The sequence below is a fragment of the Pseudomonas putida genome (assembly GCF_001976065.1).
GTDB classification, from domain to species: Bacteria; Pseudomonadota; Gammaproteobacteria; order Pseudomonadales; family Pseudomonadaceae; genus Aquipseudomonas; species Aquipseudomonas serbica.
The window spans coordinates 872,788-896,179 of sequence record NZ_MNAH01000001.1 but is presented as its reverse complement, the minus strand read 5'-3'; the positions used below and the strand labels follow the sequence as shown (position 1 = coordinate 896,179).

Here is a 23,392-nt window from a genome sequence, read left to right as displayed (position 1 = left end):
ATCAGCGGTCGACCCAGTCGGGGCGGTTACTCCGCTATCTCGAAAGTAAGGCTGACGCCTGGCTTCAGGCCGGTGATTGTTCGTCGGCGATCAGATTGCTCAGCGTGCCGAGCCCTTCGATCTCTACAGTGCACAGATCGCCAGGTTTCATGAACAGTGGCGGACGACGCGCCCAGCCGATCCCCGCCGGCGTACCGGTGATAATGACGTCACCGGGCTCCAGGGTGACCGCTTCACTGAGAATGGAAATCAGGTCGACGACGCTGAAGACCATGTCGGCGGTGTTGCCCTGCTGCACGATTGCCCCATTGAGGCGCGTGACCAGATTCAGGCCGCTTGCCCCTGGCGGCAGTTCGTCGGCACTGACGAAGGTCGGCCCAAACGCGCCGGTGGCATCGAAGTTCTTGCCAATCGTCCATTGCGGCGATTTGAACTGGTAATCACGGATTGAGGCTTCGTTGAAGATCGCATAACCCGCAACATGTTCCAGAGCACGATCCTTGGTGATGTGTCGGCCACCGGTACCGATGACGACCGCCAGTTCACCTTCGAAATCCAGTTGCTCGGAGATACGTGGACGAATGATGGGTTCGCCATGGCCAACCAGGCTCGAGGCGAAGCGAGGAAAAAACGTTGGGTAGGAAGGCTGCTCGTACGGGCTTTCCCTGGTGTGATCGGCATAATTCAGGCCGACACAGACAATCTTGCCCGGACGTTCGAGAGGTGGCAGGTAACGTATGTTCGAGGGATCAAGCAAACGCGCATCTTTCAAGCGCTCGTGGGCGGCTTGCAATGCGCCCTCGCCTGCCGCGAGCAGGTCATGTAGCGCGCCCGGGTAGCCGGCTTCGCTTTCGTTCAGGCCGCGCAGAATGCCCTCTTGCTCGATACCCAGGCCTTTGGAAGTGCCTTCTACGAATTGTACAAAACGCATGATCTGTACCTCTATTGTTCTTATGTATTTTCGTAATGGTACGGTACGTTACCGTACCCTTGTGACGAAAGGTGCACCCAAACGAAAGACGGGTCAAGAGTGCTGACCGCCTTTTTTATAAATTTTTTTGCCTGACTCATGCGCACGATGGATGCCTGCGCGGCTGGAACGCATACCTGGAGCGGCGTAGGCTATGGCGAACTTCGCAGCGTACTTTTCAGGAATACCCGAGCCACATGGAATCACCGACCCCCAAACAGGCAGCAAAGCGTCAAGGCATTCTTAAAATAGCGACCGACATGTTCCTCACGGAGGGGTACTCCGGGGTCAGTGTCGACGGGCTTATTGCGAAAACCGGCGGATCGAAGCGCACGATCTATAGCTACTTTGGCGGCAAGGAGGGCTTGTTTTCGGCGATTATCGAGCAGCTCTGTGCGGAGAACGTCAGCCCTCTCACCCACATGGATCTCAAGCAACAGCCCTTGCAGGAAGCCCTGTCGAGCATTGCGAAGATCTTCCTGGATGTTGTGCTATCGCCTCGCACCATCGCCCTGCACCGCCTGATTGTTGCCGAAGCGCTACGTGCTCCGGAGGCGGCGCAGTCATTCTTTGACGCAGCACCGGCGACGGCTTACAACTGCCTGGCCGAGTACTTCAAATGGGCTGAGGAAGCCGGGCTGATTACACCAGGCAACGCCCATACCCGCGCGAAGATTTTCCTCGATGCGCTGACAGGCGACCTGCAATTGCGTTGCTTGCTCGGGCTTGGCAAGTGCCCTTCGAAAGCGGAAAGGGAGCACCTGATCACAGAGACCATCTCCATTTTCATCAAAGGGTTGTTGCCGCTGGCGCGCTAGGAAATCTTCCGGGTTTTCACTGCCGAACCCGCGCTGCCCTGAAGCAACTCATGGCTCAGGACCCGCTGAGTGGTTTCTTCATAGTGTGCAGAAAGAATCTCACAGGCCGCCTTGATGTCCTTGCTCAAAGCCGCGTCAAGCAGGCTCTTGTGCTCTCCCCTGACGTCGCGTGAATCACTGTCGGCGTAATGCATGGAGAGCAGACGATAGCGCGCCGTCTGGTCGCGCAGCGTTGCGGCAAAACGCAGCAGCCAGGATGAGCCGCAGCTGGACAATAGCGCTTTGTGAAAGGCGTCGTGGGCGACTTCCCACTCAGGTTTAAGCAGACGCTCCACCCCCTCGATGACAGGCAAACGATCCAGGCGATGGTGCGCGGCGATCACCCTGCTCTCCCACTCCACATCACCCTGACTGATCGACAAGGCCAGCGCCCTGCACTCGATATGCAGTCGCGTGTCCGTGATGTCACGGATCTCCTGCGCGGAGATGCGGCCAACACTGAAACCTTTCTGGTCCTCGGCATCGACGAATCCCGTCGCCGCCAATCTCGACAGCGCCTCGCGCAACGGAATCACCCCGGCGTCATAGAAGTCCGCCAGCTCCTTGAGCCGCAATCGGCTGCCGGGCATCAGCCGCCCATTGATGATGTCCTGGCGAACACGCACCTCCAGCTGCGACGCCATGGTGCGCTTCTCGGGAGCCTCGCTTCTATCGGGCCATTGTTCGGGTTGGTTCATGGAAAAACATCATCCTGCGACGGTCGTGACCAAATCATACACAGGGCTGTGATTAATAGAAAATAACAAGAAAATATATTTTATGGTTGACGGTATATTTTTATGGCGTTAGCTTTTTATCCAACAAGCCACTGCCTTCTGGCGGCTCTCACCACAACAAGAGGTTCCCCGCATGCGATACGTATATTTCAATCATCAAGGCCGCGCCGTGCTTGGCGTTCGCACTGCCGATGGCGTCAAAGTGCTGGGTGAGGAGACGCTGGAATCACTGCTAGAACGTGGCGTGGATCTGGTCACCTATGGTGCGAACGCCCAAGGCCCGAGTGTCGAAATCGGTGAACAGGACTACCTGCCGTTGATGCGCAAACCGGGAAAAATAATCTGTGTCGGCCTGAATTACGCCGATCACACCAAGGAGTCGCCCTACGCTCAGCCGGACTACCCGACACTGTTCCCGCGCTTCAACAGCAGCCTGACGGCCCACAACAAACCGCTGATCCGTCCAAAAATATCCGACACCCTGGACTACGAAGGCGAAATGGCCGTGATCCTGAAAAGCGGTGGTCGCCACATTCCAAAAGACCAGGCGCTTGAGCACGTCGCTGGCTATGCCCTGTTCAATGAAGGTTCGGTACGCGACTACCAGTTCAAGTCGCCGCAATGGACCGTAGGCAAAAATTTCGACGATACCGGCGCGTTCGGGCCGGATCTGGTCACTGCCGATGAATTGCCCGCCGGTGGCAAGGGCTTGCTGCTGGAAACCCGAGTCAACGGAAAAATCGTTCAGTCCGCCAACACCCAGGACATGCTCTTCGATGTAGCGACTGTCATCTCCACCCTCAGTGAAGCGGTCACGCTGCAAGCCGGCGACGTGATTGTCAGCGGCACCCCGGCCGGTGTCGGTTTCGGCATGAACCCCAAGGTCTACCTCAAGCCTGGTGACGTGGTCGAGGTGTCGATCGAAGGTATCGGCAAGCTGGTCAATCCGGTGATCGACGAAGCGTAGTGGTTAACACAGCCCATGCCGACCCGCATGGCTCGACAACAAGAAAGCGGCCCGATGCAGGCCGCGACAGTTGGAGGAATACGTAATGACCTTGTTAGACAAGGCATTGGACGGTTCGCCCCGCCCGTTGGGGGTCCACTCGCTGGACCACTACGCCCTGGATGTACCCTGCCTGGAAACCGCCCGGGATTTCTACACATGCTTTGGCCTGGATGTCCGCGAGGAAGCCGGTACGCTGGTGCTGCGAACCTTCGGAGATCCGCACCCCTGGGCTTACCTGCACAAAGGCCCTGCTAAAAAGCTGCGACACATCGCCTTCGGTGCCTATGCAGCCGATCTGAAGACCTTGCAGGAACAAGTGACGTCAGAGGGCTGCGAGGTATCGCCGCTCGCCGACGAAGGATTCCGTTTCGTCGCCCCGGATGGCACCCGGGTCGAGGTGCGGCGTGCTGCCAAGGTCACGCCCGATTGCAAACCTGCCGTCAGTTTTGAAAGCTGCGCCGGCGGCGAGCGCGGTTCACCCTATCGCCGTCATGCACCGCAAGTCCGGCCACGACGTTTGTCGCACATCATGCTGTTCACCCCGGACGTGGCGCGGACCATCGGGTTCTATGAACGGGCACTGGGTATTCGCCTGTCGGACCGCTCGGAACACATCGTCGCCTTTATGCACACGGTACACGGCGCCGACCATCACACCGTTGCCTTCGTGCAGTCACAAGGCACCGGCTTCCACCACTGCAGCTGGGACGTCGCGTCCGTCAACGAGGTGGGCCTGGGCGCCATGCGCATGGCCGATCAGGGCTGGAAGCAAGGATGGGGCTTTGGCAGACACGTGCTGGGTTCCAACTATTTCTACTACGTCCGTGACCCATGGGGCAGCTACAGCGAGTACTCCTGCGACATCGACTTTGTCCCGGCGGGTATCGACTGGCAAGCCGGCAACCATCCGCCCGAGGATTCGCTGTACCTCTGGGGACCCGATGTGCCCGACGAATTCGTCGTCAACTACGAAGCTCAATGAACCGGTCCGTTACACAAGAAAAAGATTGCGGAGCAAAGACATGAACCAGCAACACTCTACTGAAATCCTTGAAGTACCCGTATTGATCGTTGGCGGAGGGCCTGCCGGTCTCGCCGCCTCGCTGCTGCTGTCGCGCTATGGCATCAAAAGCCTGTTGATCAACAAATATCGCTGGACCGCCAACAGCCCACGGGCGCACATCACCAACCAGCGCACCGTCGAGGTGTTCCGCGATGCCGGTGTTGAAGCCTCGGTCGTCGCCGCCGCCACGCCGCATGAGTTGATGGCCAACAATGTCTGGGCCACCAGTTTTGCGGGCCAGGAACTGGGTCGCCTGCTGACCTGGGGCAACGCCATCGAGCGCAAGTCCGACTATGAGACGGCCAGCCCCTCGGCGATGTGCAACATCCCCCAGCACGTGCTTGAGCCGATCATTGCCAACGAAGCGTTGCGAGCGGGTAGCGAGATGCGCTTCAACAGCGAACTGCTCGACTTTACCCAGGATGCAGACGGCGTCACCGCGCGCATTCTCGATCGCACCGTGGGCCACGAATATCAGGTTCGCGCCCAGTACATGATCGGCGCGGACGGGGCGCGCAGTCGTGTGATGGAACTGCTCGGAATCCCCATGGAAGGTGAAATGGGCCTGGGTTGCGCGGTCAATGTCTGGCTGCGCGCCGACCTGCGCCGCTACTGTGAGAGCCGCCCCGGCGTGCTGTACTGGATGGTCCAGCCGGGCAACGACTACTGGGTGGGCAGCGGCACCTTCATCTGTGTAAAACCATGGACCGAATGGGTGATGCTCTATATGTACGACCCCGCCCAGGGCGAGCCGGACCTGAGCGAAGCGGCCATCATCGAGCGCGCTCGACGGGTGATCGGCGACGCTGAAATCCCTGTCGAAATCCTCTCCACCAGCAAGTGGCAGATCAACCATGTTGTCGCCAACCGGTACTCCCAGGGGCGGGTGTTCTGCGCCGGCGATGCCGTGCACCGCCACCCGCCGGCCAATGGCCTGGGCACAAACACCTCGGTGCAGGACGTGTACAACCTGGCCTGGAAGCTCGCCATGGTGATCAATGGCCAAGCCGGTCCCGGCTTGCTGGACAGTTACAACACCGAGCGCCAGCCAGTCGGTCGGCAGGTCGTTGACCGAGCGATGGGCAGCGTGCGCAACATGCTGCCGATTGCCAACGCCCTCGGCTTCAAGCCGGGACAGAGCGAAGAAGAAGGCTGGGCCAGCCTGGGTGAGCTGTACGCCGAAAGCGAAGTCGGTCGCGAGCGCCGCGCCGAGCTGAACCAGGCCATCGCCCTGCAGAACTATCAGTTCAACTGCCATGGCGTGGAACTGGGTCAGCGCTATCGCAGCTCAGCGGTCATCGATGATGGCAGCGAACAACCGGCCTATACACGAGACCGCGAATTGTATTACCACGCCACCACCTGGCCCGGCGCGCGCTTGCCCCACGCCTGGCTGCATGATGCCCAGGGCCGGCGGGTGTCGACGCTGGATATCTGCGGCAAGGGCCGTCTGACCCTGCTCACCGGTCATGGCGGCGGGGTCTGGAGCCAGGCCGCCGAGGCCGCGGCCCGTGAGCTGGGCATCGAGTTGCAAGCCAGGCGTATCGGTATCGGCCTGGACTACGCCGACAGCTATGGCGACTGGGCTCGCTTACGCGAGATTGAAGAGGACGGCTGCCTGTTGGTGCGTCCCGACAACCACATTGGTTGGCGTGCACAGAGCGCCAGGCATGCCAATGTGTCGGTCCTGCTCGACGTACTGAAGAGCCTGCTCGACCGCCGCTAGTCCTTTACACCCTCTGAACGCATGAACGTTCGCGCGGGTCGGCAACGGCCCGCCACGGGCATCGTTTGCCCGTGAAACAAGCATGCGCGACGGCTTTCGCGTCACCCGCAATAACAACAATAAAAGAGGCTGGTCATGTTGAACATCGGCAAAAAAATGCTCGGTGCGGGTTTGCTCGCCCTCGCATCACTGCATGTGCAGGCGCAAGAACAGGAAAAGGGTGAAGGCTCGCTGGTACGCAGCCTTTTCGGCCCAAGCCTGGAGCAGGATTATGGAATCAAGGTCTCAGGGCTGCTCGACATCGGTTACGTGCGCAACAACCGTTCTACCAGCGATGAGCGCGACGACGGCCTGAGCAACCTGCCGCTGACCGGATACTCGGACGAGGGCCTGGAGCTGGCCTCGGTGCATTTGTTTATCGACAAGCCACTGGTTGCCAACGTTATCCCACGCGTCACTCCCCTGCCGGGGCCAAGTCCTCAGGAGTTCTCCTTCGGTTTCAGCATGGAAACCCTCTACGGGCGCAACGGGCAATTCGCCCGCACGTTCGGCTGGGATATGCACTGGGATGCCAATTCGCCGGGCGACGACGACCCCGACTCAGCCAAACGCCACAAGCAGAAGTTTGTCGCCACCCCCAACCTGTTCGCATCGATGTACATGCCCTACGGTCCTGGCGTCAGTCTGATAGCCGGCATCTTCGGCCCAGCCATCGGCTACGAGATTCCCCCGAACATTCGTGAGGCACGCAACCCGTTCGCCAGCAAGACCTACGCCTTCGTCACCGAGCCCAGCACCGTGTCCGGCGTCCTCGCCAGCACCCGTCTTTTCAGTGGCGATAGCGGTCTGCTCGGTGCCGAGCTGGGAGTTGTACAAGGTTGGAACAACCTGCGCGACAACAATCACGGCAAGTCGCTGATGGGCGCCCTGCGTTGGCGCACCGCCGATATGGGCACTTGGGTCGACTACGAGTTCATGGTTGGCGACGAGGAGAACCACAACGTCGATGACGTACAGGCGCCCACCGCGCGGCTGATTTCACCCCACGGTCAGCTTCGCCAACAGCACTCGCTTAATGGTTGGCATGCCTTTGATAAGCAATGGTCGATGGGCGCCGAGTTGGTCTACGGCCGACAGTCCGGCGATGGCAAAGCCGATACCGTGGACATCGTCACCGGACCGGGCTTCGACGGTGCTTCCTGGTGGGGCGTCAACAGCGTGTTGACCTATCAATCGCGCCCTGATTTGGCGTTCTCGCTGCGCGGTGAACACTTTCGCGACCATGACGGATTTGTGCTGTTCCCCACCAGCACTGCGCGGGGCGACTTCAATGCCTTGACCGTCGGCCTGCGCTGGGACGTCAGCAAAAACCTCAGCCTGCGCCCCGAGTTGCGATACGACTGGTTCGAGCCGCTTGATCACGATCGCATCTACGGCAACGGCCGCGACCGTACGCAAATGACCGGGCTGGTCGAGGCACTGGTCTATTTCTAACCCTTCCATTGGGCGCCGGCGGCTGTCGGCGTCATGTCCACCCATGCCCGCAAGGGCGGAGAACTGCCATGAATAACAAGAAATGGGACTCAGCTTACGAATGGAAGGCCGTCGCGCTGCTCGCGCTGGGTTTCGGTCTGGTCGGCCTGGATCGCTTCATCATTCTGCCGCTGTTCCCGGTGATGATGCGTGACCTCAATCTCAATTATCAGGACCTCGGCAACATCTCTGCAGTGTTGGCGCTCGCCTGGGGTATTTCCTCGATGTTCATGGGGCGGCTCTCCGACCGGATCGGTCGGCGCAAGGTGATCATCCCTTCAGTGATCATGTTCTCGTTGTTGGCCGGTTTGTCCGGGCTGGCCACCGGTGTCGGTGCGCTGCTGCTGATCCGTGCCGTCATGGGCGTGGCCGAGGGTGCCTTCACGCCAACCTCTATCGCCGCCACCGCCGAAGCTTCGCACCCCAAGCGACTGGGCATGAACATCGGCATCCAGCAGTCATTTTTCCCCTTGCTCGGTCTCGGCCTGGCACCGATCGTCGCCACCCAACTGTTGCTGATCGTGCCGTCCTGGCGCTGGGTATTCGTGCTGGTGTCGGTGCCCGGATTTCTGATCGCCTGGTTGCTTTACCGCGTACTGCGCGAACCTCGCGAAACTGCGCAGACTGTGCAACCTGAAAATGTGCCTGGAACGCGTTGGACGACGGTGCTGTGCCAACGCAATGTACTCCTCAACATCGCCTGCATGTTCTGCATGCTGACCTGCCTGTTCGTCAGCTCGGTGATGCTGCCGAACTATCTGACGGACTATCTGCATATGGGCATGCAGCAGATGGGTTTCGTCATGTCGGCCATCGGTTTCGGCGGTTTCTTCGGCATGGTGTTGATGCCTGCCCTCTCCGACCGCTTGGGGCGAAAACCCGTCGCGCTGCTTTCTTGCCTTGCCACCGGCCTGGCACTTTGGCTGATGATTCAAACGGGGGCCGAGCCAGTGAAACTGTTCCTGCTGCTGTTCGCGACCACCTTCTTCAACTTCAGCATGATCTGCATGACCGTCGGCCCGCTCACCAGCGAGTCAGTCCCGCCGGCGCTGGTCTCTACGGCCACAGGCCTGGTCGTTGGTATTGGGGAGGTGTTCGGTGGCGGCGTTGCGCCGGCGCTGGCTGGCTACATTGCCCAGCACCACGGTATTGAAAACACCCTCTATCTGGCCCTGAGTGGCGCGGTGCTGGGCCTGGTTGTTGCGATGTTCCTGCGCGAAACGGCGCCGCACCGCGTCATGTCGAAAACCAAAGTCAACGTGGAAGCGGCCTAACCAGGTCAGGTTTTCACGAGCCATGCACCGCAAGCGCATGCCATCGCCCGGAGCCACGAACACCGGGCGATGTTTTTTATCTCAAACCCTCATGGCAACAACGGCAGCGGCCACAAGCTGCTGCCTCCTCGTTAAAAGGCATGAAGATACCTGAGCGTTAACTGAGTCCCTTCAGAGCGATTTTCAGCACCGCTTTCAAAATACAGGTTGGCAAACAGTGTCTGCTTGCCTTGCCGATACATCACTCCCGGCCCTATGCCCACGACTTGTTCCCGGGAGTCTTTCTGCCTATGTCCGTCGATCCGGTCATCGCTGATCTGCTTGAGTTGGTAGCCGGCCACCCCTACCCGCCAGGTATCGGAAACGGCATAGGAAACCGCCAGATTGCTGTGGATCGCCTCGCCCGGCTGGATGCTGTCTGCCTTCAGTACGGAAGCCGGATCGTTGTTGCGACTTGACCATGCATAGTGGAAACGACCGCTCACTTCCAGGCGATCAGTCAGCTCCCAAGTGAACACGTAGTGGGGGTTGAAGACCCAGACATTGCTGCCGGTGTTGATGTCCGAGTCGGCGCTATAGGAACCCGTCGGCAACGAAAAAACAAAATTCAGCCGCTGCCAGTAAGGCCTGCCGAGCACCGAACGCGGTGCCCACTGCAACACCAGCGGGCTGATAACCATGTCGCCTTGCCGTGTACGACTGCCGTCAGGCCCGTGGTCGATATCCATGTCCAGATGCACGAATGGCAGTAGCACTTCCGCACCATAGTTAGCCCCCAGAACGGTGTTGGAACTGATGTAGGCAAAATGCGGAAGCACGGTCGTGCTGCGGACTTTTTGCGATCCCGGTATGGAGTGGCCTTGAGCATCATTCGCCGAGTTGCTGCGATAGATTTGCGTGGGCAATTCGAAGAGCATCCCCGGGCCGGACACACCGTCCATGAAGCTCGCATTGCCTAATGCTAAAGGCGGTAAACTGACGCTATCGGCCTCGCTCGGTGAACAAACAAAAAACGAGCTGATGCCGATTGCCTTGATTAAGCCAACCTGTTGTCGCATGTCATGCCTTCTTACGCTACTTGCTAAAAAATACTGAACGGGTAGTCCACGATCACGCGGTACTCATCGGCGTTCGAATTGCCCCGGGTGTTACCCGGCGCCGTATAGCCATCCCCCGTGCGATGCGCGGCCCAACGCAGGGTCACGTTCAACCCCTTGGCCTTGCCGTCGGGCACCGCATAACGCAGGGCCACATCCCGTTCCCAATGGTGTGCATCTTTTCCGGAAGCGTTGTAGATGTAGCCGTACCCTTGACTGGCAGGATCCACCCGGGTCAGGTCGGCTTCGCCGCGTGTATAGGACGTGCTTAGCTGCACGTTTGGAGCATCCACGAACGCCAGGCTGGTCTGGTATTGAAGCTTCCAGGACTTCTCTCCCGGGGCGTTGAAGTCGGCGTACTGCTGAGAGTTGCTCAGGTAGAGAAACGACCGGTCATCCTGTGCGACGTAGTCGAAGGGCGTGTTGCCGTCGACTTTTTGCAGGCCCAGCGTCAGGCTCTGGCCAGCGCCAGAGAGCGTCAGACCACCACTATAGGTGTCGTTGTCGATCCGTCCGAGCTGACTCTGACCCTGATCCCGGGTTGTGAAATAGTGCAGATACGGCGTTAACGTCAACGCCTGGGTGAGCTTCAGCGGCCAACTTGCTCCCACGTAGTACTGGTTCCAGATATCGCTCAATTGTCCGCCGTAGACCGTCAGGGTGATAGCGCCTGGCACACTGTAAATACCGCCCAGCCACTCCATATTGGGGCTTTCACGATCGGCAGGCACACCCGCCTTGTTACTGGCACCATAGCTGGTGACCAAATAGCTTTGACCACTCTGATTACGCAAACGTGTGGAATCGACCCAGCCAGCATCGAGGGTCAGGTTCGGTAGGCTGTAGTTTTTTAACGCCACGCCGCGAAAGGTCTGGGGAAACACCCGACTGACCCCGCCAGCAATCACCGGGTTCTCCAGGTATTGATCGCCGGCCTGAACGAGGCTGTCAAAGCCTCTGAACTTCAATGCGGCTCCCGCTGCGGAGAATTCCGACTCCGGTTCTTTTTTTGAGTTCAGTGGGAGTAGTCCGGCACCGCCGCGGCCCCCTCCGCCATCCAGCTTTAGCCCATAAAACCCATGGATATCAATACCGACGCCGATCGGAGAATCGGTATACCCGGAACGAAAAGACAGGTAGGCACCTTGTACCCACTCACGTTGGTCGAGCCCTGCAGGAGTGTCATGGTTATCACGACTGAAGTAGTAGTTACGTAACAATCCATTGAGCGACGAACCACTGATAAAACCGTCTGGCACTGCCATTTCGGCCTTTTGTCGATCATTGATTCCGCTGCTGAGATTATCCCGTTGGCCCAGCGAGTTGTCCGCGAGGGTGTTCCCCGTCGCCAGCGACACCCCAAGCGAAATAGAGACCCACTGCAGTCGTTTCAACGTATTGGCCATCACCGGGACTCCCGCTCATTGTTGACCTGAGCGTCACACGCCTTGCCACGGCAACCGCGGGGCGACCAGACGCTCTCCGTCAAAACCCTCAACGTCACCGAAACGCTCCAGGTCCCGGCTGTTCCAGGCCTCAAGGGCCTCGGCGATGTCCTCCTTGCTGTGGCCGACGAAGTTCCACCACAGCTGTATTTCCTCGGCAAATGGTTCCCCCCCCAGCAGCAAGGCGCGTGAGCCCTGGGTGGATGACAACTCAATGTCGCTGAGGCCGCGTCCCAGATAGGCCAGTTCATTACGGGCAAACGTCTGGCCGTTGATGGTGAACGTACCTTCCAGCGGCAGGATGCCGTATTCGAATTGCGGTTCCACGGCCAATCGAAGCGAGGCTGCCCCCTGACTCGCCAAGTCCACGCCCACCAACGGTGAAAAAATTCGGCAGGGGGCGGTGCGGCCGCCGAACCTCCCGGCCAGCAAGGTGATCCTTACCCCGCCTTCATCCCAGACTGGCAAGTCCGCATAGTGGTCGAATGCCGGCGCGCAGTTCTCGTCACCCTGCGGTAAGGCAATCCATAACTGCGCGGCGTGCAGATGGTGCTCGTCAGGCAGCGACTCTTCTGTGTGGGTGATACCCCGTCCGGCCGTCATCAGGTTGACCTGGCCCGGGCGAATGATCTGGACGTTGCCCAGACTGTCGCGGTGCAGCACCTTACCCTTGATCATCCAGGTGAAGGTCTGCAAGCCAGCATGCGGATGGGGGCCGACGCGCAGGCCGGCTTTTTTTCAAACACCGCAGGGCCGGCGTGATCGAGAAAACACCAGGCGCCGATCATTCGTCGTTGGCGCGAGGGCATCAATCGGTTGACGATAATCCCGCCACCCACTTCGGCAGAGCGCGCAGTGATTCGTTTAATCGCTTTAACACCCTCTTCCATCGGACAATCCAAGGAAGAGGACAACTGACATTGGGGCTCTTGATTGCTCATCGTTATCTCTCTTGCCGCGAGGCTCCGTGTCTGATGATCCAGACAAAAAAAGCCTCAAGTAGACCGCACAAAACAAACCCTGATTGAAACAGGCCCCAACAGGTCAGGGCCTGTTCAACACACCGTTGAAAGGCCACTGATGCTGTCGTGGTCCCTGGCTCGAACTTACTTGTCGGAAGTCAGTTGGGTGTAGCTGGTGATCAGGTTGCGGTAGTCCGGAATGTGGTTGGAGAACAGCGTTCCCAGCCCTTCGATGTCATTGCGCCAGTCGCGGTGCAGCTCACAGGCCAGCCCGAACCAGGTCATCAACTGTGCGCCGGCCGTCGACATGCGGTTCCACGCCGAATCACGGGTCAGGGCATTGAAGGTACCGGACGCGTCGGTCACCACAAACACATCAAAGCCCGCCTCGATTGCCGACAGTGCCGGGAACGCCACGCAGACTTCGGTCACCACCCCGGCGATGATCAGTTGTTTCTTGCCGGTAGCCTTGATGGCTTTGACAAAGTCCTCGTTGTCCCAGGCGTTGATTTGCCCTGGGCGCGCAATGTAAGGAGCATCCGGGAACAGAGCCTTCAACTCCGGCACCAGTGGGCCGTTCGGGCCCGTTTCAAAGCTGGTCGTCAGAATGGTCGGCAGTTTGAAGTACTTGGCCAGATCGGCCAGCGCCAGCACGTTGTTCTTGAACTTGTCCGGATCGATGTCGCGTACCAACGACAACAGACCGGTCTGATGGTCGACCAGCAATACGGCCGCTTGATCTTTATCGAGACGTTTGTAGGCAGTGGACATTTTCATTCTCCAGGTAATCAACGGAAGCCCCGATGGCCTCCACTGATGAGGGCGCACTCCCCTCATGTTGGATTCAGTTATTTGCGTTGGGAGTCCAATACTTCGTGGTTGCTCACGACAGCCTGAGCCTTCATGTAACTTTCGATCAGCAACTGGTAGGCCGGGAAAATTTTGGTGTAGACCTCAGCCCATTGCTGCGCATCGTCACGGTTCCAGGATTTTTGCAGCTCAGACGCGACAGCACCGGTATCCATCGGGACTACACCCGCCTGAACCACTCGCGCGAGCGTAATTTCCTGAGCCATCTTGGTGTAGGTGCCTGAGGCATCCACCACGGCAAAGACCTGATAGCCGTCATACACGGCGCTGATGGCCGGGAACGCCATGCACACGCTAGTGATGGTGCCGGCAATGATGAGTTGCTTCTTGCCCGTGGCCTTCACGGCAGCGACGAATTCCGGGTTGTCCCAAGCATTGATCTCACCCTTGCGCGCCACGTACTGGGCGTGTGGGGCGTTCTCATGAATCTCGGGAATCAGCGGCCCATTCGGACCTTGCGGCACGGAGGCCGTGGTGATGACCGGAATCTTGGCCAGCGTCGCCATCTTGGCCAACGCCGCTGCGCGCAGGCGTAGCTCGGGCATCGGCATATCGCCCACTGTCTGGAACAGACCACTTTGGTGGTCGATCAGCAGCATGGCGACATTGGATGGGTCGATCACAGGTCTCTGGTTGTTGAAATTAGCCGGGCTACTCATGACGTTCTCCTTTGAGAAAAGACGGCTTAGCCGCCGACAGACTTCGCAATGTCAACCAATGACACTCCGAAAATGGATCATGGGGTAATCTGTCCAAAGTGGCCGCTGTTGAAGTCCGTGATGGCCTGGACTATTTCTGCCTGGGTATTCATGACAAACGCGCCTTGGCCAACGATGGGCTCATCAATGGGCTCTGCGCAGAGCAGGACCAGCTTCGAATCGCTACAGGCCTCCAGCAATAGCTTGACGCCAGCAGGATCAAGCAGCGCTACCTGTGCATCCCGCAAAACTGCATTGCCATTCAGCCCAATGCCCCCAGTGAGCAGGACGACTGCACAGGTGAAGCCAGCCCTTAACTGCAGGGAAATGCTCTTGCCTGCGTTCAGACGTATCTCCCATATATCCATGGGTGTGAACGTCTGTGCAGGGCCTTTGCGCCCGGCGTACTCACCGGCAATCACGCGCACTTGACCTGCATCGTCAGGAAGGCTGACTCGCACCATGTCGCGATTCAAAATCGTCTGATATCGAGGCCCGGACATTTTGTTTTTCGCGGGCAGATTCACCCACAGTTGCACCATCTCCAGTGTTCCACCCGTGCGACTGAAATCCGCCGAGTGGAGCGCCTCATGAAGCATCCCGCGCGCCGCTGTCATCCACTGAACATCTCCAGGGCCAATCTTGCCGCCCGCACCTGTGGAATCCTGATACTCCAGCTCGCCCTGGTACATCATCGTCACCGTTTCGAACCCGCGCTGCGGATGCTGGCCTGTCCCTCGCCTATGCCGCGAGGCCGGAAAATCCGTGGGATCTGCATAGTCGAGCATTAAAAACGGGCTAATGTGGCGCCCCAATGTGCAGTACGTAAACAATGACCGCACAGCAAAGCCATCGCCTACCCAGTGCCGCTTGGGGCTGCCATAGATACCCAGAAGTTTCTTCATGGAGCATCGCTCGTGACGAAGCCAGGCACTTACCTTAGTCGCCGAACTTGGATGTCGGTAGTCAGCGGATTAGACTTCACAGTCTCGAAAATGGAACAGTGAAACCTCCTGTGATTGATCTCAACGAACTCTTTATTTACGCGAAAGTGGTCGAACACGGCGGTTTCGCCCCTGCTGGTCGCGCGCTGGACATGCCCAAGTCAACGCTGAGTCGGCGGGTCAATCAGTTGGAAAGTCGGTTGGGCATGCGGCTGATCCAGCGCTCAACACGGCAGTTTCAGGTCACTGACATTGGCCAGGCCTACTACCGACATTGCGTCGCGATGATGGCCGAGGCGGAATCGGCAGAGGATGTGATTGAGCAGAACCGCTCGGAACCGCGAGGTGTGATCCGCTTGAGTTGCACCACGCCATTGCTGAACTTCTGGCTCGCCCCGATGCTGGGTCAGTTCATGGCACAGTGCCCGTCGGTCGAGTTGTACGTGAAAAGTTATAATCGTCGAGTCGACGTCATCAGCGAAGGCTACGACCTGGCCTTGAGTCTGTGTTTTCCACCGTTGGAAGACAGCGAACTAGTAATGAAAGTGCTGGCGAAAAGTCCGCAGGTACTGGTTGCGAGTCCGGCCCTTGTTCAGCTTGTTCCTGATCTCGCGTTGCCGGCGGACCTCATCGATCTGCCCAGTGTGGCCTGGGGCACGGTTCAGTCGCACTACCACTGGCAACTAAACGGGCCAACGGGTGAAACAGCTCAGGTCAGTCATTTTCCGCGCCTAGTCAGCGACGATATAGCCGTGCTCAAAAGTGCAGTGCTCGAAGGCGTTGGCATGGCAGTGTTGCCGCTGACAACGATCAGTCAGGAATTGGCTGATGGCCGTTTAATCAAATTGATCGAACAGTGGCAACCCGTTGAGGGCGTCATCACGGCAGTGTTCCCCTCCCGCCGAGGGTTGCTTCCCTCGGTACGGGCACTGATTGATTTCCTTGCGAAATCGTTCGAGGGTCATCCTGCTTAACGATTGTTATGAGGGAAAAAGCAAAAGACCAGCCGCTTGATCGAGACAACCCAGATCAACGACCAAAAGAACAACGACAGAATGCCCAGCACGCCATCATGATTGGCCTGAACACCGTAGTGACCGGCAAACACTTCCTTAAGCGTGTTCAGGGGGCTGGTGCCAATATCTCCGTACACCGCCCCAACAGCAGCGACGAGCAGTCCTACTGCTGAAGTTTTGCGATGGGGTTCTTCAATTGCATGGGTCGCTGTTTCGCTCATTTTCTACGACTCGAAGATTGAGGGCCGAAAACGCATTCCGTGAGATTTCACGGCCGTTGTGGACTTCACTGAAACTGCCATCAGATTCAAATGAGTAATAATGACAGCAGTCCTTGCACAGCCAAGTAATTACTCTTTCTGAAGGGCCTGCGACCGCCCCGCACTACCTTCTGCTCCCCCTAAAAGCAGCATTGATCAGCCCAAGGAAATCTTGAAGATAAACCAAGGAAAGTGAGCGTTGCGAGGCATAAAATCACTGTCAACTTTACGGGCCAGTATCGTTGCGAGTAACAAAAATCACCGTAAAAATACTTAACATTTTTGAGGCGTTGCTCATTAGGAAACCGCCGAGTAAGGCATCAATTCACACGAACGCAGTGAGGATTCCACCGAGAGCCAGTCGTTTTATAGGGGTAAAAACGATCAAAAATGAAAAGGGGTCGCAAGATAAAATCTCGCAACCCCTTGAATTATATGGTCGGGACGGAGTGATTCGAACACTCGACCCCTAGCACCCCATCTCCTTTTTCATACTTCTTGAAAGCTTCCAAAATTTTACTCTGGATTTTTCTAAGCTAGTATTTACTTGAGCTCCAGCGGTGTTCTGCTCTACGAGAGTCCAGTAACGTCCATCAAGAGCCGACGTTTTTGTGGGGGTAAAAGTAGGGGGAACCTATTTTATGGCTAAAATCACCATCAAAGAACTCGAGTCGCTGACCGCTGAAGATGCCGGCCGAATCCTCAGGGAGGATGGCAATCTGGCCGGTCGAATCTCAGTCCGCAAGGACGGCGTGACAGTCAGCTTTTTCTATCGGTATCGGTGGGGTGACCAGAACAAAGAGTACTCCTGCGGCTCCTGGCCGCGCAAATCCCTGACGGACATCCGCAAGGCTCGCAACCAGGCCCGAGCGCTCATCGATGAGCAAATCAATCCCAACGAGCAGAAGAAAACCGCCAAGGCGCAGGCATACGCCGCGGCTAAGGTAGAGGCCGAACAAGTAAAAACGGCGAGGGTGAAAACGCTGACCGTCCAAGATCTGGCCAAGGCCTGGCTGTTGGATGGCGTGGCGCGCAAAGATGGCAATGCCGAACTACAACGCCGTTTTAACAAAGACCTTTTTCCGGCACTTGGCAAGACCGCGGTGAGCAGCGTCTCCGAACACGATGTTCGGGCGCTGATCCGCACCGTGCTCAACCGCGGCGCTCACCGGCAAGCCATCAGTTTCTTCGCCGACCTAACTCAGATGTTCAGCTGGGCCAGAAAGCGTCAGCCCTGGCGGGCCTTATTGATCGAGGGCGATCCGACCGAACTGGTCGACATCTCCCCCTTGATCCCCGCCGGCTACGAGGCAGAAAGAAGCCGCATCCTTTTGCCGGCTGAGCTGTTGGAACTGCACAACCGCTTCCAGCAAATGACCGCCGATTACAACGCCCTCCCCGCTGGTCAAAAGTACGAAGGTATTCGTCCATTAAAGAAGGAGACTCAACTTGCGCTCTGGATCAGCCTGGGCACCTTGTGCCGGATTGGTGAGTTACTGCAGGCCGAATGGAAAAATGTCGACCTGGACCGGCAGACCTGGTTCCTCCCCAGTGAAAACGTCAAAGGCACCCGGGGCAAAAAACAGGATCACCATGTTTTCCTCTCCCCCTTCGCCTTGCATTTCTTTCAGGACTTGAAAACCCTTACTGGACATAGCCAATGGTGCTTTCCCAACAAGCAGGATGATGGGCATGTGGACGTGAAGGTGGTGAGCAAACAGGTGGGTGACCGCCAAGCCCGGTTCAAAAACCGCAAGGCCCTCTCCAGACGGCGTCACGACGACACCCTGGTCCTTGCCCACGGCCAAAACGGCGACTGGACGCCGCATGACCTACGCCGCACCGGTGCGACCATGATGCAGGCCTTGGGGGTCAGCCTGGACGTCATCGACCGCTGCCAAAACCATGTGTTGGCCGGCTCCCGGGTAAGGCGCCACTACCTGCATCACGATTATGCCGAAGAGAAGAAGCGCGCTTGGGACCTGTTGGGCGATCGACTCAGTGCCGTGCTGTCCTCCACCTACGAGCATCCGCCAGCCGAGTCGATGCTGTCTTTTCCTGCGAATACCGCGACTGGCTCTTTACCGCCTTCTTAAGCCGGCGTCTTTAGTGTTGAGTCCTCATCGTTGCGCAAACATCGCCGAGCACGTTCTTCAGCTTGATTTCGGCTTAATGACCGGCAGAAATCGGCCAATAGCAGTCTTCGCAGATAAACGACATCGGACACATCTGCGTTCCCAAAGCGCCGGCAAGCGACAACCCTTGAGGGCGGACAGTCGCCTTGCTAAAACAGAAAAAGAGGGCCCACTCCCTCTGTTGGCTCCACTTCATTTTTTGTTTCTTACCAAGTACTCGAAACGAAACCATCAGAAGAATGCCCTCTAACCAAGCTTCGTCGATATATGGAAGCGGCTATTATGGTGGAGCAGAGTCTCTATGGACTATTTGAAAAAAAGCGCATCCGTGCTAAAACCAATGTATTCAATATTATGTATTTTTGGATTCAATTAATGCGCACGACTCGTGTATTCGATGATTCGGTCCAAGGACTGGCAGCGCAGAACGGCCGCGAGGTGCCAGGCGCCGGCTCTTGGGCGCTACGCTCTTTTGCTCGTCATGTGTCAGATGTTCGCCAGCGTGGCCAATGCCCCAGTTTCAGGAATGATAGCGAGCTTATATGCCCTCCAAAAAATCATCTTTAAGAATGGGCGGGCCTGGAGAAATTAGTACAAGTCCATTCCGTAGGTTCCCGGAAGTAGTTGACGCGATAGGGGGCTCCTCGCGAGGCGTTTTCAAAGACGCTGGTATCAGCCTTGAGCAATTTGCATATGAAGACAACCATCTCGCCTACATGGACGTTGCTCGTCTGTTCAACACGGCGTTCGAACACACTCAGTGCCCCCATATTGGCCTGTTGATCGGTGAGCGCTTTTCGCTGGAAAATTTGGGTCCGGTGGGTCAGCTTATGCGTCTTGCGACTACACCAGGCGATGCATTGAACGATCTGGTCGGGCATGCCAATCTCTATGATCGTGGTGCGACCCCACTCCTTCTTCCCTTGGCGGGTCAACACAGTTTGTTGGGATATGTTATTTATCGCCACGACCTGCCCAATCAATCATTACTAGTTGACACTGCCGTCATGGTTGGCCTGCAAATGTTGCGGACATTGTTAGGCGCTAACTGGACCCCCGTTCGTGTGCAGTTTTCATATCGCAAGCCATCCGATATCAACCCGTACGTCAGAAAATTTCGCTGTAACATTCAGTTCAATGCAAGCATCTCCGGGCTTGTAATAAACAATCAGCAACTCCGGCAAATTCAATGTACGGCGAATCCACGCTTACACCATCTACTTAAACTGGCTATTTCGATCGCCACGTCACATTTGACGATGTCAGAAAAAATAAAGAGCCAGGCATACGCTCTATTATTGCAAGGCCAGGCAAACTCCAAGCACATCGCCAGTCAATTCTCATTGCATGAAAGAACGCTGCGACGCCGGCTGGATGCGGAAGGTTCTCACCTGAAAGAACTAATCACCGATTCCAGAAGCAACTTCGCGCGGCAGCTCTTGAAAGATACCGATCTGCCGATATCCACAATCTCTCAAACCCTTCAATACCAGGATCCAAACGCCTTCTCCCGTGCATTCAAAACGTGGACAAATACGTCACCACAGCATTGGAGAGACGGGCTGGGGTAACTTCCATCGAGGGTTGATTCAACAATTCCCATACCCCCGCGATACCGCACGCACTGTCCGAAAATGCAAGGTGCCTTTCTGATGATTGTCGTAAAGTGAACGCAACAACAGGCTGGTCGCAAAGCTGCTCTTCGGTTTTTTGAACGGTTCTTGAGGCCGGCGATTAGTTGCACCTGCGGTTGGAGTTCCGCGCAGACACTCAAGAAAGCCGCACGAGTAAAAGACGGCGCCTCGGCCTTGGGGCGATCTAAGCGATATCGATTGAGTGATCTGAAGAGAAGGATCTCATGCCATTGAATAAAAGCGTGTTGTCGATTGCTGTTCTTGGTGCGCTGACACTCTTGACCAGTGGCCGAAGTGTTGCCGGTGGCCTAATGTTGTACGAAACCGCCACCGACAACGTCGGACTGGCCAATGCCGGTGCAGCGGCCCGGGCACAAGGCCCTTCGACCATTGCCAGCAACCCCGCCGGCTTGAGCTACCTCAGCGGAACACAGATCTCCGCTGGCGCTCAGGTTCTTTTTGGTGACTTATCGTTCGATCGGGACAGTGAAACCAATACGCCGGGCACTGGCAGCGGTAACGCGCTCGATCCCATACCGGGTGGCAGTTTCTTCATCAGCCATCAACTGGATGATCGGTGGTCCGTCGGTTTCGGCTCCTATGGCGATTTCGGTCTGGCTGTAAACTACGACAATGACTGGTCCGGCCGTTATTTCGTACAGAACGCGAGCATTGCGGGACTGTCACTGGTACCCAGTGTCGCCTATCGCTTCAACGATCAATGGTCCGTCGGCGTCGGACTCAAAGCCATGTACGGGATGCTGAAGAGCGAAGCCGCCATCGATCAGGCGCCGCTCGGACTGACACAACGGGGTGACGGCCAATACAAATACCGGGACAGCACCTGGGGTTACGGCGCCAACGCAGGCGTGATTTATGCCCCAAAGCCCGGTACCCGGATTGGCCTGGCTTACACCAGTCAGGTTGACCTCGACTTCGAGGATCGCCTGGATGTGAAGAGCAGTGCTCCGTTAGTGAGTCGCCTCAACAACCTCAACACCAAAATCGACCTGAAAGTACCGCAAACGGCGACCCTCAGCCTGTACCAGCAACTGGATACGCAATGGGCCGTTCTGGCCTCGGTCAATTGGCAGGACTGGTCGAAATTCGGTGACATCGGCATTGACGTAGACACGTCCAGAACCGGTTCCCGGGCCGCTTCAATCGATGCGCATTACAAAGACACGTATCAATTGGCGCTTGGCGCTCAATACCAGATGAACCAGGACTGGGTCTGGGATTTCGGTGTCGCCTATGACACGTCCGCAGTGTCCGACGGTAATCGTACGCTCACCGTGCCCATGGGCGCCGCCTGGCGCTTCGCCACAGGCTTTACTTATTCACTGAATAAAGAGACAGACGTGAATTTCAGTTGGGTCACGGTGTGGATGGGGGACATGTCCGTCGATCAGCAAAAAACGTTGTCAGGTAATCGTGTCTCAGGCGAGTTCGACAACGCCTGGATTCAAGCCCTGACTGGCAACATGACTTGGCGCTACTGAGAAAAATCCAAGAGCGTTTCAGGTGTCATGCCTAGTATCTAACCGTGGGCATGAACGCTCACGACACCGGCTTGTACAAAACTAACGAGGTGAAAATGAACAGGAAGTCTCACAGTGGCTGGACATTGGCTGCGGCGGTCGTCGTAGGTTCAACGCTTTTCACCGGGTGCACGAGCAAGCTCGATCCGATCACACAGGCCGACAAGGCCGATGTGACCAAGGGCGTTCCCGCGCCGAGCCTGGAGCAAACCAAGGCGATCGCCGAGGAAGGCTTTATCTACGGCTTGCCGCTGGTCATGAACTACGCCGTAATGAACGAATTCGCGGTGGACTCCAAGTCCAGCCAGTTCAAGGCCCCCTTCAACCAACTGCACCACGATCATAAGGTCGCGACCCCCGCTGACACGGCCATCATTACCCCCAACAGCGACACGCCGTACTCCTTTCTCTGGACCGACCTGCGCGCCGAGCCGTTGGTGATCACCGTGCCGGCCGTCTCCAAAAAACGCTACTACTCGGTGCAACTGATCGACGGCAATACCTATAACTACGGCTACATCGGCAGTCGGGCCACGGCCAGCGCACCCGGGAGCTATTTGATTGCAGGCCCCGACTGGAAGGGTGCGACACCTCCAGGCATCGACAAGGTGTTCAGCTCCACGACCCCTTTCGCACTGACGCTGATCCGCACTCAGCTGTTCAATCCGGCCGACATGCCGAAGGTCGAGAAGGTGCAGGCGGGTTACAAGGTCCAGCCGCTGTCCGCTTTCCTCCATCAACCCGCGCCGCCCGCTGTGCCGAAGATTGATTTCGTTCCGGCCACGACGGGGGGCATCAAGGCCAACTTCTTCGAGTACCTGTCAGCCGCGTTGGAGTATGTGCCGCCATCGGCAGACGACAAGGAGATCCGGTCCAAGCTGGCCAGCATCGGCGTAGGCCCCGGCCGGAGCTTCGAATTCAAGGATCTCTCGCTCGAGCACAAGGCCGTGGTCCTGCTCGGAATGAAAGCCGGCGACGAAAAGGTCGACAAGTTCCTCTCGAGCGGAATGAAGAATATCAACGGCTGGAGCGTCGGCGCGTTCTTCGGCGACCAGGCGTTCTACAAAGGCGACTGGCTGATGCGTGCTGGCGCCGCGAAGGCTGGTTTGTACGGCAATGACGCCGCCGAGGCGATGTATCCCATTACGCGTACCGATGGCAACGGCCAGACGTTGGATACCGGCAAGCACAACTACACGCTGACCTTCCCCGCCGGCAAACTGCCGCCCGTCAATGCCTTCTGGTCGGTGACCATGTACGACGGCAAGAGCCAACTGCTGATCAAGAATCCGATCAACCGCTACCTGATCAATTCGCCGATGCTGTCGGCCATGAAAAAGAACGCGGACGGTTCACTGACGCTGTATATCCAAAAGGATTCGCCGGGCAAGAACAAGGAGTCCAACTGGTTGCCCGCGCCTGACGACACGGCCTATCTGGTAATGCGCCTCTATTGGCCGAAGGCCACGCCGCCTTCAATTCTTCCCGCAGGCAGCGGCAGCTGGCAGCCGCCGGCAGTGGTGGCATTGAAGTAACGCGACGCTTGCGACTGCTTGCAGTTGGCAAGCAGTCGTTCGATTGCTCAGGCTGAGATCCAGTGGGGCCTATTCCGAAGGGGCTA

Annotated in this window: 18 protein-coding genes and 2 pseudogenes; 11 read left to right on the top strand and 9 right to left on the bottom strand. The window is 57.5% G+C overall.

Annotation, left to right across the window (positions count from 1 at the left end; genetic code table 11):
- Positions 1-64: 64 nt before the first annotated feature.
- Positions 65-931, bottom strand: a complete 867-nt coding sequence (locus BKX96_RS04130) for a fumarylacetoacetate hydrolase family protein (protein WP_077182777.1) — start codon at positions 929-931, stop codon at positions 65-67.
- A gap of 236 nt (positions 932-1,167) precedes the next feature.
- Here BKX96_RS04130 and BKX96_RS04125 point away from each other — a divergent pair, with 236 nt between their 5' ends.
- A complete protein-coding gene (locus BKX96_RS04125) occupies positions 1,168-1,788 on the top strand; it encodes a TetR/AcrR family transcriptional regulator (RefSeq protein ID WP_077182776.1) in 621 nt (206 codons plus the stop codon).
- Here the strand turns inward: BKX96_RS04125 and BKX96_RS04120 are convergent.
- Entirely contained in the window at positions 1,785-2,525 is a 741-nt protein-coding gene (locus BKX96_RS04120) for a GntR family transcriptional regulator (protein WP_077182775.1), read from the bottom strand. The two genes, BKX96_RS04125 and BKX96_RS04120, sit on opposite strands and share 4 nt — an antisense overlap.
- A 172-nt stretch (positions 2,526-2,697) precedes the next feature.
- Here BKX96_RS04120 and BKX96_RS04115 point away from each other — a divergent pair, with 172 nt between their 5' ends.
- The 5 genes from BKX96_RS04115 to BKX96_RS04095 all read left to right on the top strand — a co-directional run bounded on the left by BKX96_RS04115 (position 2,698) and on the right by BKX96_RS04095 (position 9,169).
- Positions 2,698-3,531 (top strand): fumarylacetoacetate hydrolase family protein, encoded by an 834-nt coding sequence (locus tag BKX96_RS04115; protein ID WP_077182774.1) that lies wholly within the window; start codon positions 2,698-2,700, stop codon positions 3,529-3,531.
- 85 nt (positions 3,532-3,616) lie between these two features.
- Positions 3,617-4,555 carry a VOC family protein gene (locus tag BKX96_RS04110; protein WP_077182773.1) on the top strand — a complete coding sequence of 313 codons (939 nt, stop codon included), beginning with the start codon at positions 3,617-3,619 and terminating at the stop codon, positions 4,553-4,555.
- Between the two features lie 40 nt (positions 4,556-4,595).
- Positions 4,596-6,362: an FAD-dependent monooxygenase gene (locus BKX96_RS04105; protein WP_077182772.1), complete on the top strand. Its 1,767-nt coding sequence runs from the start codon at positions 4,596-4,598 to the stop codon at positions 6,360-6,362.
- Between the two features lie 135 nt (positions 6,363-6,497).
- Entirely contained in the window at positions 6,498-7,856 is a 1,359-nt protein-coding gene (locus tag BKX96_RS04100; protein ID WP_077182771.1) for an outer membrane beta-barrel protein, read from the top strand.
- Between the two features lie 68 nt (positions 7,857-7,924).
- Positions 7,925-9,169: an MFS transporter gene (locus BKX96_RS04095; RefSeq protein WP_077182770.1), complete on the top strand. Its 1,245-nt coding sequence runs from the start codon at positions 7,925-7,927 to the stop codon at positions 9,167-9,169.
- Positions 9,170-9,300: 131 nt separating this feature from the next.
- Here the strand turns inward: BKX96_RS04095 and BKX96_RS04090 are convergent, their stop codons facing one another.
- The 6 genes and pseudogenes from BKX96_RS04090 to BKX96_RS04065 form a co-directional block, all read right to left on the bottom strand.
- The gene (locus tag BKX96_RS04090) at positions 9,301-10,227 is read right to left on the bottom strand and encodes a SphA family protein (protein ID WP_077182769.1); all 927 of its coding nucleotides are present in this window, start codon (positions 10,225-10,227) and stop codon (positions 9,301-9,303) included.
- 23 nt (positions 10,228-10,250) lie between these two features.
- The gene (locus tag BKX96_RS04085) at positions 10,251-11,672 is read right to left on the bottom strand and encodes an OprD family outer membrane porin (RefSeq protein ID WP_077182768.1); all 1,422 of its coding nucleotides are present in this window, start codon (positions 11,670-11,672) and stop codon (positions 10,251-10,253) included.
- A 33-nt stretch (positions 11,673-11,705) separates the two neighbouring features.
- Positions 11,706-12,652: pseudogene (locus tag BKX96_RS04080) on the bottom strand (pirin family protein).
- A gap of 165 nt (positions 12,653-12,817) precedes the next feature.
- The gene (gene ycaC, locus BKX96_RS04075) at positions 12,818-13,444 is read right to left on the bottom strand and encodes an isochorismate family cysteine hydrolase YcaC (RefSeq protein WP_077182767.1); all 627 of its coding nucleotides are present in this window, start codon (positions 13,442-13,444) and stop codon (positions 12,818-12,820) included.
- A 77-nt stretch (positions 13,445-13,521) separates the two neighbouring features.
- Positions 13,522-14,202 carry a hydrolase gene (locus tag BKX96_RS04070; RefSeq protein ID WP_077182766.1) on the bottom strand — a complete coding sequence of 227 codons (681 nt, stop codon included), beginning with the start codon at positions 14,200-14,202 and terminating at the stop codon, positions 13,522-13,524.
- Between the two features lie 77 nt (positions 14,203-14,279).
- Entirely contained in the window at positions 14,280-15,146 is an 867-nt protein-coding gene (locus BKX96_RS04065; protein WP_077182765.1) for a pirin family protein, read from the bottom strand.
- Between the two features lie 110 nt (positions 15,147-15,256).
- Here BKX96_RS04065 and BKX96_RS04060 point away from each other — a divergent pair, with 110 nt between their 5' ends.
- Positions 15,257-16,159 (top strand): LysR substrate-binding domain-containing protein, encoded by a 903-nt coding sequence (locus BKX96_RS04060; RefSeq protein WP_077182764.1) that lies wholly within the window; start codon positions 15,257-15,259, stop codon positions 16,157-16,159.
- 23 nt (positions 16,160-16,182) lie between these two features.
- Here the strand turns inward: BKX96_RS04060 and BKX96_RS04055 are convergent.
- Positions 16,183-16,422: pseudogene (locus BKX96_RS04055) on the bottom strand (KUP/HAK/KT family potassium transporter); the annotation flags it as partial.
- A gap of 680 nt (positions 16,423-17,102) precedes the next feature.
- Here BKX96_RS04055 and BKX96_RS04050 point away from each other — a divergent pair.
- The 4 genes from BKX96_RS04050 to BKX96_RS04035 all read left to right on the top strand — a co-directional run bounded on the left by BKX96_RS04050 (position 17,103) and on the right by BKX96_RS04035 (position 23,306).
- Positions 17,103-18,557: a tyrosine-type recombinase/integrase gene (locus BKX96_RS04050; protein ID WP_077182763.1), complete on the top strand. Its 1,455-nt coding sequence runs from the start codon at positions 17,103-17,105 to the stop codon at positions 18,555-18,557.
- A 581-nt stretch (positions 18,558-19,138) separates the two neighbouring features.
- Positions 19,139-20,167 carry an AraC family transcriptional regulator gene (locus BKX96_RS04045; RefSeq protein ID WP_077182762.1) on the top strand — a complete coding sequence of 343 codons (1,029 nt, stop codon included), beginning with the start codon at positions 19,139-19,141 and terminating at the stop codon, positions 20,165-20,167.
- A 287-nt stretch (positions 20,168-20,454) separates the two neighbouring features.
- The gene (locus BKX96_RS04040) at positions 20,455-21,732 is read left to right on the top strand and encodes an OmpP1/FadL family transporter (protein WP_082240447.1); all 1,278 of its coding nucleotides are present in this window, start codon (positions 20,455-20,457) and stop codon (positions 21,730-21,732) included.
- A 95-nt stretch (positions 21,733-21,827) separates the two neighbouring features.
- The gene (locus BKX96_RS04035; protein WP_077182761.1) at positions 21,828-23,306 is read left to right on the top strand and encodes a DUF1254 domain-containing protein; all 1,479 of its coding nucleotides are present in this window, start codon (positions 21,828-21,830) and stop codon (positions 23,304-23,306) included.
- The last annotated feature ends 86 nt before the right edge of the window (positions 23,307-23,392 follow it).